This window comes from Pantoea sp. BL1 (genome assembly GCF_000963985.1).
Classification (GTDB): domain Bacteria; phylum Pseudomonadota; class Gammaproteobacteria; order Enterobacterales; family Enterobacteriaceae; genus Pantoea; species Pantoea rwandensis_B.
Map to the genome: position 1 here is coordinate 229,279 of NZ_JZRH01000003.1, position 12,846 is coordinate 242,124.

Annotated in this window: 13 protein-coding genes and 1 pseudogene; 13 read left to right on the forward strand and 1 reads right to left on the reverse strand. The window is 51.3% G+C overall.

What is annotated here, in order from left to right:
- Positions 1 to 52: 52 nt before the first annotated feature.
- The 10 genes from VH86_RS02505 to VH86_RS02550 all read left to right on the forward strand — a co-directional run bounded on the left by VH86_RS02505 (position 53) and on the right by VH86_RS02550 (position 9,130).
- The gene (locus tag VH86_RS02505; protein ID WP_045831776.1) at positions 53 to 1,447 is read left to right on the forward strand and encodes an MFS transporter; all 1,395 of its coding nucleotides are present in this window, start codon (positions 53 to 55) and stop codon (positions 1,445 to 1,447) included.
- 530 nt (positions 1,448 to 1,977) lie between these two features.
- A complete protein-coding gene (locus VH86_RS02510) occupies positions 1,978 to 2,517 on the forward strand; it encodes a fimbrial protein (protein WP_045831777.1) in 540 nt (179 codons plus the stop codon).
- Between the two features lie 76 nt (positions 2,518 to 2,593).
- Entirely contained in the window at positions 2,594 to 3,145 is a 552-nt protein-coding gene (locus tag VH86_RS02515; RefSeq protein ID WP_045831778.1) for a fimbrial protein, read from the forward strand.
- A gap of 14 nt (positions 3,146 to 3,159) precedes the next feature.
- Entirely contained in the window at positions 3,160 to 5,682 is a 2,523-nt protein-coding gene (locus VH86_RS02520) for an outer membrane usher protein (RefSeq protein WP_052696527.1), read from the forward strand.
- A 38-nt stretch (positions 5,683 to 5,720) separates the two neighbouring features.
- Positions 5,721 to 6,497: a fimbria/pilus periplasmic chaperone gene (locus VH86_RS02525; protein WP_045814755.1), complete on the forward strand. Its 777-nt coding sequence runs from the start codon at positions 5,721 to 5,723 to the stop codon at positions 6,495 to 6,497.
- On the forward strand, positions 6,454 to 7,134 hold the full coding sequence (locus tag VH86_RS02530) for a fimbrial protein (protein WP_231647077.1): 681 nt from the start codon (positions 6,454 to 6,456) through the stop codon (positions 7,132 to 7,134). Before VH86_RS02525 ends, VH86_RS02530 begins: the two co-directional genes overlap by 44 nt.
- Positions 7,127 to 7,645, forward strand: coding sequence for a fimbrial protein (locus tag VH86_RS02535; RefSeq protein ID WP_052696529.1), 519 nt, complete (start codon positions 7,127 to 7,129; stop codon positions 7,643 to 7,645). Before VH86_RS02530 ends, VH86_RS02535 begins: the two co-directional genes overlap by 8 nt.
- 9 nt (positions 7,646 to 7,654) lie before the next feature.
- Positions 7,655 to 8,140, forward strand: a complete 486-nt coding sequence (locus VH86_RS02540; protein WP_045814757.1) for a fimbrial protein — start codon at positions 7,655 to 7,657, stop codon at positions 8,138 to 8,140.
- 8 nt (positions 8,141 to 8,148) lie between these two features.
- Positions 8,149 to 8,688, forward strand: a complete 540-nt coding sequence (locus VH86_RS02545) for a fimbrial protein (RefSeq protein WP_045831780.1) — start codon at positions 8,149 to 8,151, stop codon at positions 8,686 to 8,688.
- 118 nt (positions 8,689 to 8,806) lie between these two features.
- Positions 8,807 to 9,130 carry a gamma-glutamylcyclotransferase family protein gene (locus VH86_RS02550; RefSeq protein ID WP_045814759.1) on the forward strand — a complete coding sequence of 108 codons (324 nt, stop codon included), beginning with the start codon at positions 8,807 to 8,809 and terminating at the stop codon, positions 9,128 to 9,130.
- Here VH86_RS02550 and VH86_RS25615 read toward each other — a convergent pair.
- The gene (locus tag VH86_RS25615; protein WP_156150547.1) at positions 9,122 to 9,280 is read right to left on the reverse strand and encodes a hypothetical protein; all 159 of its coding nucleotides are present in this window, start codon (positions 9,278 to 9,280) and stop codon (positions 9,122 to 9,124) included. The genes VH86_RS02550 and VH86_RS25615 overlap by 9 nt on opposite strands.
- On the opposite strand from VH86_RS25615, the pseudogene VH86_RS24825 reads away from it, so the two are divergent.
- From VH86_RS24825 to VH86_RS02560, 3 genes and pseudogenes are all read left to right on the forward strand, one after another.
- Positions 9,246 to 9,431, forward strand: a pseudogene (locus VH86_RS24825) (oligo-beta-mannoside permease IIC protein); the annotation flags it as partial. The gene VH86_RS25615 and the pseudogene VH86_RS24825 overlap by 35 nt on opposite strands.
- 195 nt (positions 9,432 to 9,626) lie before the next feature.
- Positions 9,627 to 10,244, forward strand: a complete 618-nt coding sequence (locus VH86_RS02555; protein WP_045831781.1) for a glutathione S-transferase family protein — start codon at positions 9,627 to 9,629, stop codon at positions 10,242 to 10,244.
- A 10-nt stretch (positions 10,245 to 10,254) separates the two neighbouring features.
- Positions 10,255 to 12,297, forward strand: coding sequence for a pyridoxamine 5'-phosphate oxidase family protein (locus VH86_RS02560; RefSeq protein ID WP_045831782.1), 2,043 nt, complete (start codon positions 10,255 to 10,257; stop codon positions 12,295 to 12,297).
- Positions 12,298 to 12,846 lie beyond the last annotated feature (549 nt).

Below are 12,846 nucleotides of genomic sequence, written 5' to 3' on the forward strand. Positions count from 1 at the left end.
AAACTAACACTCCAGCATCCTCACGAACCAAGGAAGACCAGGGTATGACGTTATGACACAAAGTGGCATTAAATCGAATCACACAATACTGCTGGCACTGCTGGTCGCAGTGACCTTCTTTATGGAAAACCTCGACGCCACGGTGATTACCACCGCGATCCCACAAATGGCGCGGGATTTTACGGCAAGCCCGGTGGCGCTGAATGTGGGAGTCAGTGCCTATTTACTGGCTGTCGCCGTGGGTATTCCCATGAGCGGCTGGTTGGCGGAGCGCTTCGGCGCACGTACCGTGTTTGCCTGCGCCATTTTGATCTTTACCCTCGCCTCCGTGCTGTGCGGCCTCAGCGACACCTTAACGATGTTCACCCTGAGCCGTATTTTGCAGGGTATCGGCGGTGCGATGATGGTGCCAGTGGGGCGCATGGTGGTGCTGCTTGTCACCGAAAAGAAAGACATGGTGAAAACCATTGCCTTTATTACCTGGCCTGGATTGATCGCCCCCGTACTCGGCCCGCCATTGGGTGGGTTGATTGTGACTTACGGGCATTGGCCTTGGATCTTCTGGCTGAATATTCCTCTCGGTATCCTCGCCATTATCGCCACTGGCTATCTGGTGCCGCAGTTCAAAGCAGAGCAGTTACGCCCCTTTGATGTGCGGGGTTTCGTCCTCACAGCCACCGCCTGTACGGCGTTGATCATCGCGCTGGAAGCACTCGGCCAAATGCATCTCAGCCTCGGAATCCCGCTGCTGTTGGTCGGGATACTGAGTAGCGTTATGGCCTATCGTCACAGCTTCAGCCATCCGCAACCATTGCTGCCGTTTAACGCGCTCACCATTAACACCTTCCGCAACGCGGTGGTGGGTGGTTCGTTTTTCCGCGCGTCGATCAACGCAGTGCCCTTCCTTCTGCCGCTTTTATTCCAATTAGGATTCGGCTGGAGCGCGGCACAAGCCGGTGCCATGGTGCTGTGGGTGTTTGCCGGAAATCTGGCAATGAAACCGGCCACCACCTGGCTGATGAGACGCTTTGGTTTCCGCAAGGTGTTGATGTTGAATGGCATCATTAGCCTGGTAACGATGCTTGGCTGCTTGCTGCTCAGCCCTTCCCTCGGCTATTTCGCAATTGCTGCCATTCTTTTTATTGGCGGGTTGTCGCGCTCGCTTCAGTTCAGCTGCTACAACAGTTTAGGCTTTGCCGATGTGCCCCAGGCCAAAATGAGTGATGCCTCCGTGGTGTTCAGCATCTTCTTCCAGTTCAGCATGAGCGCCGGCATTGCATTAGCCGCTCTGTTCTTACGTGGTTCGATGCTGTGGCAGGAGCATGCCACCATTCAACATAGTGATATTCGTATCGCTTTCGCGGGTGTGGCTTTGTTGGTGTTGATGTCTCTGTTCGATGTCTGGCGGCTGGAGAAAAACGCCGGTGCGCAGGTGTTGAGCCGATAACAGCAACTCTGCCCACACGAGGTATGGGTGTGGGCATTCCTGTTAAGATTCAGCAAGTGAAGATATTTTTATATTATTAGCAACAACCATTAATTACTCTCGTAATAATTACGACACTGCTCACAGTAACACTCATTTCGCAATGTTATAGTTTTTAGCAATGGGTTCCATTGTTCACTCTTATTCAAAACCCTAAGAAAACCCCCTTATTTCTTCACATGTAATACATCCCTGACAAATAGCCCATTCACTCACTACACCAGCACAAAACAAATCTTATTTTCATCAAGCAACCCTCCCTCCATAATGCTCCCCAACGACGCCACTAAAAATAAATTAAAGGCTGAGCAGAATGAAACATGCAGATCTTTATTTGCATGTTCCAGGAGCACCTGATAGCAGTGTGCAAATACTAATATTTTATCAAATCAAAAGCGTAAATCATCACGCATGCGCCTGATGCAATATTAGTGAACACCATATTTATCAATAATAAAAATATGGGTACTAAATCAAATGGAAGACATTAAATGAAAAAGAGTATTATTGCCTTATCTATGTTAAGCCTGTTTGCTGTTTCCTCTTCCCATGCTGCAAGTGGTACCGGAAAGGTAACCTTTACTGGCTCGATTATTGATGCACCTTGTTCTATCGCGCCGGGTTCATTAGATCAAACGGTATCTCTTGGTGCTATTTCCAACGTAGCATTGGCGGCGAACGGAAATACAGGTTCATCTAGCCCAAAACCCTTCCACATTGAATTGGAAGATTGTGTTATCGCTACGCCTGGCACCAAAGACAAAGTAACTGTCACGTTTACCGGCGCAGCCTCACCTCATGATTCTGAAAGCCTGGCGCTGGTCGGTGGTGATGCCAGCGGTGCCTCCGTTGTCCTGACTGATGGCGATGGTGTTAAGGTCAAACTGAACACCGCTTCTTCAGGCCAGACGGTGATCAATGGCAACAACACCCTGAGCTTCGCAGCACGTCTTAAAGGTGGTGGTGCAACGACGACCATCGTACCGGGTAGCTTCCAGGTACCGACTAATTTCGTGCTGAATTACAACTAATAAAACGCATGACCTATTTACCTGCGGCGTGCCTGTCGCAGGTATTTTAATCTGTACCGTATTCTGGAGCATATTGATGTATTGGAAGCCCTTATTATTACGTTATGCGGCCCCATTCCTGGTATTGTGCAGCACCTTGGGCACACCCCAACTCACCTTCGCGAATGACGAAGGTTTTGGTCGTGTAAATATGTCAGGTTCAATTGTAGAAACGCCTTGTGCAATTGAAGTTGGCGATCGCGATCAGACCCTGTATATGGGAAACCATCCAATTAGTAAAATTATCAGGGATGGGCAAGGGCCGAAAAAAGAGTTCTCCATTCGTTTATTTGGTTGCGTCCTGACCCGCCTGGATCCCAGTAAGCCAGACTGGAAAAACTTTAAAGTCATGTTTGATGGTGAAAATGACAAAGGCCACTTCAAAACAGCAGGAACAGCTAGCGGGGTTTCCGTCAAAATAAGCGATCTTAATGGAAATATTGCAACGCCAGGTGTACATCTTCCTGATGGCGATCTGATCGTTGAGAATATGCACCTTAAGTACACGCTTAACTTAGTCGGTAACCAGGAAATATTACAAGCTGGCGATCATCAATTAACTATCCGTTTCAGAATAGATTATAACTAACGGGGCACGCCATCATGCTGTTACGTTTTCCGCGCAATGCGGTTTCTCTTTTTTTTATCACCGCAGTTGGGACAACATTATTCATTGGGGAATTATCGACCTCTAAAGCTGCCAGTGATGTGCAGTTCAATACAGATGTCCTTGATCTCAAAGATCGAAGCAATATCGATTTAAGCCAGTTTTCGCGTAAGGGATTTATTTTGCCGGGAGCCTATACTCTCACGATTAATCTTAATGCGAACACCTTGCCTGAGCGTCAGATTCACTTTTATCCCGCAGAGAATGACGTTAATGAGACCGTAGCCTGCATTTCACCGGAGATGGTGGAACAGTTTGGCCTGAAAGAGACCGCATTGGCGGGCCTTACGTGGTGGCATAACCAGCAGTGTCTCAATCTGGACAGCATAAAGGGTATGGAAGCCCGTGGTGATTTAGGCAAGTCAGCGCTGTTCGTCAGTATTCCACAAGCTTATTTGGAGTACAGCAGCCCCTATTGGGATCCGCCTGCTCGCTGGGAAGAAGGCATTACCGGAGCGTTATTTGACTACAACCTCAGCCTGCAATCTCTGCAGCAAAACGGGGCTGGAGGCGGAAGCGGCACCAATTTATCGGGTAACGGCACGACGGGCGCCAACTTTGATGCCTGGCGTGTACGCGCAGATTGGCAGGCCCGCTACGATCGCCGCAGCGGCAATAATCATGAATCGGGAACGCAAAGCTGGGACTGGAGCCGATTCTACGCTTATCGCGCCCTGAGCAAACTCGGCGCCAGGTTTATCATGGGTGAGGATTACCTAAGCTCGGCCATCTTCGACAGCTTCCGTTTCACCGGATTCAGTCTGGTATCCGATGACAACATGTTGCCCCCTAACTTGCGGGGCTATGCGCCGGAAGTCAGCGGTGTCGCAAACAGTAATGCCAGGATTACGATCAGCCAGCAAGGCCGCATTATCAAAGAGGTTCAGGTCGCTGCGGGTCCGTACCGTATTCAGGATCTTGATAGTGCGGTGTCCGGTAATCTTGATGTGCGCGTTGAAGAGCAGGATGGCAGCGTAAAGCAATATCAGGTCAGTACTGCCACCATTCCCTATCTCACCCGACCAGGACAAGTGCGTTTTAAAACCGCCGTGGGTAAACCATCAGACTGGAAGCATCGTGTCGATGGCCCGATGTTTGCCACCGGTGAGCTTTCATGGGGGGTGAGTAATGGCTGGTCACTGTATGGCGGCAGCATTGGCGGAGAAGATTACAATGCCCTTTCCGTTGGTGTGGGCCGTGATCTGCTGGCATTTGGCGCCATTTCATCAGACGTCACGATGTCGCAAGCTAAGGTACCGGCTCAGGATACGCAGCGCGGAGGGTCTTATCGCCTGAGTTACGCCAAACGTTTTGATCAAACCGGAAGTCAGGTGACGTTCGCTGGCTATCGCTTTTCTGATAGCGGCTTTCGCTCCATGGCCGAATACCTGGATTCACTGGATGGTGATATCACCGCTGGGCGCAGCAAAGAGATGTACACCATCTCGCTGAATCAACAATTTGAATCGCTGAATTTGACCGCGTATTTGAATTACAACCATCAGACGTACTGGAACCAGCCAGCTAACGATCGTTATGACTTATCACTTTCTCGATATTTCGATCTTGGCCGCTTCAGAAACCTGAGTCTTTCGCTGACGGCTTATCGCAACAAATTCAATAACACCAATGATGACGGCATGTATATGTCGCTGTCATTGCCCTGGGGCGCCTCCGGAACGGTGAGTTACAACGGCTCCTATGCCAAAGGGGATAACCGTCAAAGTGCGAGTTACTACAGCCGCGTGGGCGAGTCGGACTCATATCAGGTGAGTGCTGGAGTGGCTCGCCAGGGCGCGGATCTGAGTGGCTACTACACCCATAACGGCACGCTGGCGCAGGTAAACACCTCGGCCAGCTATCGCGAAGGTCAATATAGCGCCTTAGGTGTTTCCATGCAGGGTGGTGCAACCCTGACCCCTAAAGGCGGTGCATTACATCGCAGCAATATTATGGGCGGGACAAGGATGTTAGTGGATACCGATGGTGTTGCCGGTGTGCCTGTCGGCGGTTATGGCAATCCGGTTTACACCAACCGTTACGGTAACGCTGTGGTGAGCGATGTTAGTAGCTACTACCGCAACAGCGTGCGAATCAACCTCGATAAGTTGGCAGATAACGTCGAAGCCAGCCAATCCGTGGTGCAAGGTACGTTGACGGAAGGCGCGATTGGCTATCGTAACTTCAAAGTCATCTCCGGTGAAAAAGCCATGGCGGTGATACGCCTGGCTGATGGCAGTGCACCGCCGTTTGGTGCCACCGTGCTGAATATAAAAAACCAGCAAACGGGCATCGTTAATGATGATGGCAGTGTGTATCTGAGCGGAATCAATGCAGGCGATAGCATGACGGTGCGTTGGAATAATGCAGAGCAATGCAAAATTTCTCTGCCAAAGAGTCTGCCTGAAAACATGATGAACAATCTATTACTTCCTTGCGAAGAAATCGCAAGCTTATAAATAAACTTAAACCAGTCATTTTATTTTGTAGGTTAATAATGAAAAGAAAAATATTACTTAATGTCTTCACTGCAACAGCATTGAGCTTTATTGCTCACTCGGTTTCCGCTGCCATTTCATTGGACAGAACGCGCGTTGTTTTTCCCGGCTCAGAGAAATCGGTGAGTTTGACCGTCAGCAACCAAAATACCGAATTACCTTATCTCGCTCAGGGCTGGCTGGAAGATGAGCAAGGTGAAAAACTGGATAACAGCAGCCCATTAACAGTGGTACCGCCAGTACAACGCATCGAGCCTAAAGCAGAAAGCCAGGTTAAAATTCAGGCTCTCTCCTCTTCTGAAGCCTTTAAAAAACTGCCACAAGATCGGGAATCACTGTTTTATTTCAACCTGCGAGAGATACCACCAAAAAGTGATAAGCCCAATGTATTACAAATCGCCCTACAAACACGCATCAAAATGTTTTATCGCCCTGCTGCATTAGCAGAAGCGGCGGCGGCACAACATGCGTCGCCATTCCAGGAAAATATTACGCTAAGTAAAAGTGGTGATAAATATACCGTTATCAATCCGACGCCTTATTACGTCACGTTGATTGGTGCCAGCGCGAAAAAGGAAGGCGATGTTATTAAAGGATTTGATGCATTGATGGTTTCACCAAAGAGTCAGTCGGAATTAGGCGGGAGCGCCGCGGCGTTAGGCCCAACGCCGGTATTGGTTTACGTCAATGATTACGGCGGACAAACCGCATTGACTTTTAAATGCAGCGGTAATGTTTGCACTGTTGATACCAGCAAACGCGCAACGCCAAAATAATCAGGGAAGTGATCAGATGCGAAAAATAATCATCGCTGCACATTCAGTAACGGAATGTAGAAAGATTCAGGGATCCGCATTGCTGTCCTGCGCATTGCTATTTTCTTCAATGGCGCAGGCAGGTTTTGATGATGGCCTGGTGGATGGCAACTACGGTGTCATCCGTGCTTACGGCACTTTAACCGAAAGCGCCTGCCGGCTGGATATGCGTTCAGCCGATCAGTCTGTTGACTTAGGTAATATTGCCACGGGCAAGCTAAAGCTTCCGGGTGATAATGGCAACTTAGTCCCCGTTGCACTCTATTTGCATGACTGCCTGCGCACGTCATCGGCAAACCGTGATGTGAGAGGAAACTTAGTCTGGAGTGCCTCTCAGCCTGCAGTATCCTTCACTTTTACCGGAATAGAAGATGATGCGAACCCGCAGCTGATAAAAGCACAGGGCGTAGACGGCATGGGATTGCGCTTGAAAGATGCGTTTCGCCAAAACGTCGTACTTGGGCAAAAGGGTAAACCGCTGATATTGAAACCGGCCAGCAACGTAGTGATCTATTACATTGCTCCAGAGCGCACACGCGATAATCTGCGCGCCGGAAGTTATTCCGCCAATGTGAATTTTAGGTTGAATTATGATTAATTCACGTTCAAACAAAAGAACAAATGCGCTGCTATTGAGCAGCGCGTTGGCGATATCACTCGCCTTTACTCCTTTGACCGGTTCTGTGCAAGCATTTTCAACCACCGCCACGGTGAAGGTCAAAGTATTAGCGCCGCCCTGTATCGTTAATGGTAATCGGGATATACCGATCGATTTTGGCAATGACATTATTATTTCGCGAATTGATAGCCGGATTTATGAACGCTCAATACCTTATGTACTTGATTGCTCAGCAGCCACTTCAAAAGCGCTAAAAATGCAATTACGCGGAGGCGGTGCCTCATTCGACACCACTGTCCTGGGTACCAGTAAAGCCAATCTTGCGATTGAATTAAAAAGCAACGGTACCAAGATGGCGGTTAACAGTTGGCATAACTTCACCGACCCCGCAAGACCGTTACTTAGCGCGGTATTAGTCAAAAATCGCAGCGGCGCTGTCACAGGTGGGACATTTACCGCGACGTCAACGCTGCTGGTTGAGTATCAATAGGGAAGAACAATGAGATACGTCAAATGCCTTAAGGGACAGCAGGCAATGTTATTGGCTTGTTTATATATGGCGCTTCCATCAGCACAAGCAACAGATGTCACCTTTAAGGGCACACTTGTGGAATCTATTCCCTGCGAAATAAATAGTGGCGGAACGATTACCATCGATTTCGACACCTTAATTATTCGTGGTATCGATGGCGATAAATACCGTCGTCCCGTGCCTTATTCAGTGGCCTGCACGGGTACCGGAAGCGTACGTTTAAGCGTGCAAGGAACGCCAGCAAGCTTTGATAATACCGCTGTTGTGACTAACAAAAGTGGTTTGGGAATAAGGGTTGAGCAGAATGGTTCTCCGCTGCGTATAAACCAATATATTGCCATTAACCTTTTGCGCCCCCCCACCTTAACGGTTGTTCCTGTTGCTAATCCAGCAGCGTTGCCCGATGCCGGTGACTTTACGTCGCGAGCCACAATCATTGCAGATTACCAATAGGATTAACCATGAAGCGAATCATCACATTGTTAAGCATCCTATTCACGTTAAGCTGTGGAATGCTCACATCCTCTGCGGTCAAGGCCGCGGAAAACCTCATTATGCGTGGCAGCCTTGTCGATGCACCTTGTTTTATACGGCCGGGTGACGACTTAATTAAACTTGATTTTGAAGAGGTCATTGATAAGTTTCTTTATCGCTACACACGCACACCCAGTCGTCCGTTGCTTATTCATTTAGAGGACTACGATGTCAGCGTATTTAAAGGAGTCGAAGTAACGTTTCAAGGCACAGAGAATTCCTCGTTGCCTGGATTATTGCGCCTTGATGCAGGAAGCTCAGCACGCGGTGTTGCCATCGGCATTGAGGGTTTAGATGGATCTGCCGTGAAAATTAATAAACCTGCCCCGGCAAAAGCATTACAAGCAGGCAATATGGTGCTGGCATTCCAGGCCTATGTGCAGGGAGAGCCCGATGCCATTCTTAACCGACGAATTGGACATGGACAATTCACGGCGACCGCCACCTTCATACTGAATTACCTGTAAATCAAGTGACTGTAACGTCTGCTTTACTCAACAAGAAACGGGCAGACGTTACACGCCATTGGCTTACCCCGCCTCCCGCGATAGATTCAAAGCCTTTCCCTTATTACTGAGGTAGTTAATGCATAGTCTCTTCGTTTACGGCACGCTCGGTCCCGGCCGTCCTAATGCACATATTATGGAAAATATAGGTGGAAGCTGGCAGCAAGGTTATGTGCTGGGCAACCTGCGTGAAGCGGGCTGGGGCGCAGCAATGGGTTTTCCAGGTATTGAACTCTCTGCTGAAGGCACGCAGGTCAACGGCTTTGTCTTCAGTTCGGAAAATCTTCCGGCAAACTGGTCAATGCTTGATGAGTTTGAAGGCGAAGGCTATCAGCGTGTACCCGTTGAAGTGGTGCTGCAAGATGGCAGCACGCTTATGTCAGAAATCTACGCGCTAAAATAACGTAAGCGCCATTTCCAGCCGATCCAGCGCGCAGAGAGTGCCATAGCTACGCGCCTGTGGATCATCCGGCAGCGGCAACCAAATGTCGGCCTGACTCGCCAGATCCAGCCTGGTTGGGCACATTTCCGGCACGGTGTTACAGGTGGTCAACCTGGCGATCTCGATGGTGATCTATTATCCGTTCTTCCGCGTATGGGATCGTTTGAAACAGCGCGAAGAACAGCAAAGCGAACAGCAGGCTCAGGCCGTGACAGGGAGTGCGGTGGTTTCATCGTTCCCGGCCAACCCCTCTCGGCAATAGCGATACGCATGACTGCGCGCACTGCAAAATAGGTTTAACGATTTTGCAGGGCCGCCGTGTTTCAGCACTGCCCGCCATTCTTCCATTTTCCGCAATAATGACTTCGCAAACCCGGCTATTCTGCTGCGTCACAGGCTATGACAACCTTTAGACAGCGTTTGGGATCACCCCATCCACCACTAAAGGACATTAATGATGAAACTCTACCACTTCCCGCTTTCTGGTCATGCGCACCGTGCACGTCTGTTCCTGTCCCTGCTCGACCTGCCGCACGAGGTGATTGATGTTGATCTCGCTAACGGTGAACACAAATCCCCGGCGTTTCTCGCCATCAACCCGTTCGGTCAGGTGCCGGTGCTGGAAGATGAAGGCGTGTATATCTCCGACTCCAACGCCATTCTGGTTTATCTGGCGAAAAAATCAGGCCGCAGTGAGTGGTTACCTGAAGATGCGCTGGGTGCGGCGCAGGTGCAGCGCTGGTTATCTGTCGCGGCAGGTGAACTGGCTTATGGCCCTTGCGCGGCACGCTTGATTACCGTGTTTGGCCGCTCGTTCAACCCTGACGAAGTGATCGCCCGTGCGCACACCATTTTGGCGCTGATGGATCAACATCTTACCGGGCGTGAATGGCTGGTGGGTGATCGCCCGACCATCGCGGATATCGCGCAGTACAGCTACCTGATCGGCGCGCCGGAAGGCAACGTGGATCTCTCTGGCTATCCGGCGGTCAATGCGCTGTTACGCCGTATCGAAGCGCTGCCGGGCTTTGTTCCCTTCCCACAAACCGCTGCCGGTCTGCGCAGCATCGCGTGAGATAACCATCATGGGCGAGAAACTTCCGGTATGGCATGCAGGTGAAATAGCCCTGCATCAACAGGCGGGCGTAGCCGAACGCATGGCGGAAGTCGGCCAGCGCGTGATTCGCGACTACATGCCCGATCAGCATCGTGACTTCTACGCGCAGCTGCCGTTTATCGTGGCAGGCAGCGTGGACGCGCAAGGCGATGCCTGGGCTACGCTGCTGGAAGGCCAACCCGGTTTTATTTTCTCGCCCAACGCCACCACGCTGGATATTGCCGCCCAGCCCGATCCCCGCGATCCGGCGGCTGCCGGGTTCACTGACGGCGCACCGGTTGGCCTGCTCGGCATCGAATTGCACACCCGCCGCCGCAACCGCATGAACGGCGTCCTGAGCGCGATTGGCGGTGGCTTTCGGGTACAGGTAGAGCAGAGTTTCGGCAACTGCCCGCGCTATATTCAGCTGCGCGACTTCCGCTTTGCTCGCTCGCCCGATGAGCCTGCGACAGGTGAGATTGAAGTACTTAGCACGCTGGATCAGTCGGCTCTCACCACAGTTACCAACGCAGATGCGTTTTACGTTGCTACCTACAATGAACGGCAGGTGGATGCCTCGCATCGCGGCGGCAAACCCGGCTTTGTGCGCGTGAATGACGATGGCCTGCTGACCATTCCCGATTTTAACGGCAACCTGTTTTTCTCCACGCTCGGCAACATCCACCAGAACGGTAAAGCCGGGCTGCTGTTTATCGATTACCGCAACGGCGATACGCTGCAAATGACCGGTGATGCCAGCGTGATCCTCGATTCGCCGGAGATCGCTGCATTCCAGGGTGCCGAACGGCTGTGGACCTTCCGCCCGCGCCGCATCGTGCGCCGTCATGCCGCCCTCGCCTTGCGCTGGGAAACGGAAGCGGGCGGTATCTCACCGGCTTCAGAAATGACCGGCGACTGGCAATCGGCTGCCGAACGCCTGCGCGCCAGCGAACTGGCCCAGCGCTGGCGGCCATTCAGAGTGACGAAGATTGTTGATGAGAGCGCGTCGATTCGCTCATTTCATCTGATGCCAGATGATGGCGCGGGTTTGCTGCCGCACCAGGCCGGACAACATCTGCCGATTCGTGTGCCATTGCCCGATGCTGAGAAACCACTTATTCGCCACTACACCCTGTCCGTCGCGCCGTCAGACGGTTTTTATCGCATCAGCGTCAAACGCGATGGCGTGGTTTCGCGCTATCTGCACGATCATTTGCAGGTTGGCGATCGGCTTGAAACACGCGCACCAGCCGGTGATTTCACCATCGATGTACAAGAGACGCGCCCAGCCGTTTTGATGGCGGCGGGCGTCGGCATTACTCCGATGCTGGCGATGCTGCGTCATCTGGTTTATGAAGGACGCCGCAAACAGCGCATGCGCCCGACCTACTTTATTCAGTCCGCGCGCCATAAAGCTGAGCGCCCTTTTGTACGAGAGTTGGATGCGCTGCTGGCCGCGTCACAGGGCGCATTCAAGCTGGTGCGTGTGCTGAGCCAGACGGAAGAGGCGGAACAGGGTTTTGATTACGATATCGCCGGCCGCATCGATAAGGCGCTGCTTTCCCAGGTGCTGCCGTTCAACGACTACGACTTTTACCTGTGCGGCCCGCCGCAGTTTACGCAGGCAATTTATGACGGGCTGCGCAGCTACAATATCGCCGACCAGCGCATTCACGCGGAGGCTTTTGGTCCCTCATCACTGCAGCGCCACAAAGATGAAGCTGAGCCCGAACTGGCGCTGCCAGCGGTTGCAACTCATGACGTGCCGATTAAATTTATGACGTCGCTGAAAGAGGCGCGCTGGACACCGCAAAGTGGTTCACTGCTGGAACTGGCCGAAGCGCGTGGGTTAAGCCCGGAGTACAGCTGTCGTGAAGGGCATTGCGGCAGTTGCAAAACCCGGTTGCTGCGAGGTGCAGTCACTTACACAACCCTTCCGAGTGCCAGTGTGGCTAAGGATGAGGTGCTGATCTGCTGCGCGGTTCCCGCCCAGCAGGATGGGGGCATTGAAGAAATTCATCTGGATATTTAAGGGTGCACGACGGATCGATATTCAAATTAAAGTCATAACGCGCAGTAACCGATAACAGAATCATCACCTGAATCGGAGCAGTACGATGCGTATGCAACCATTGATTATACTACTATCCATGTGCACGAGCGGGCTGACCCTCGCGCAAAGTGTTTAATTACGCGTCACGGGCGTCATTCAACCGTCAGGTTGCGAAACGCAGTTCATTCAGCCAACACTTTCGGCATCATCACTCAGTACGTCGTATACGTTTCAGTGCCAGCCGGGAAATAATGCGGTATTACGCCAGGCTTATACACCTGATGGAGCGAAGATCGACATGACCGCTGCCAGGGGTAAACCCGGTGAAACCCACGGCCAACTGACTTTACATCGTATGCCCGCCACAGGTGCGCATAATGCTTACCTTGAGGTTTATTACTATTAGCGACATGCGTAATGCTTTTGAGTTTGAGCATTGAGATTGTAGTTGAAGTGAAATTAAGGCGAGAAAACCGAACAAGATGATAAATATCGCGGCTGGCATGACGTTAAAACCAGCCGCGCATG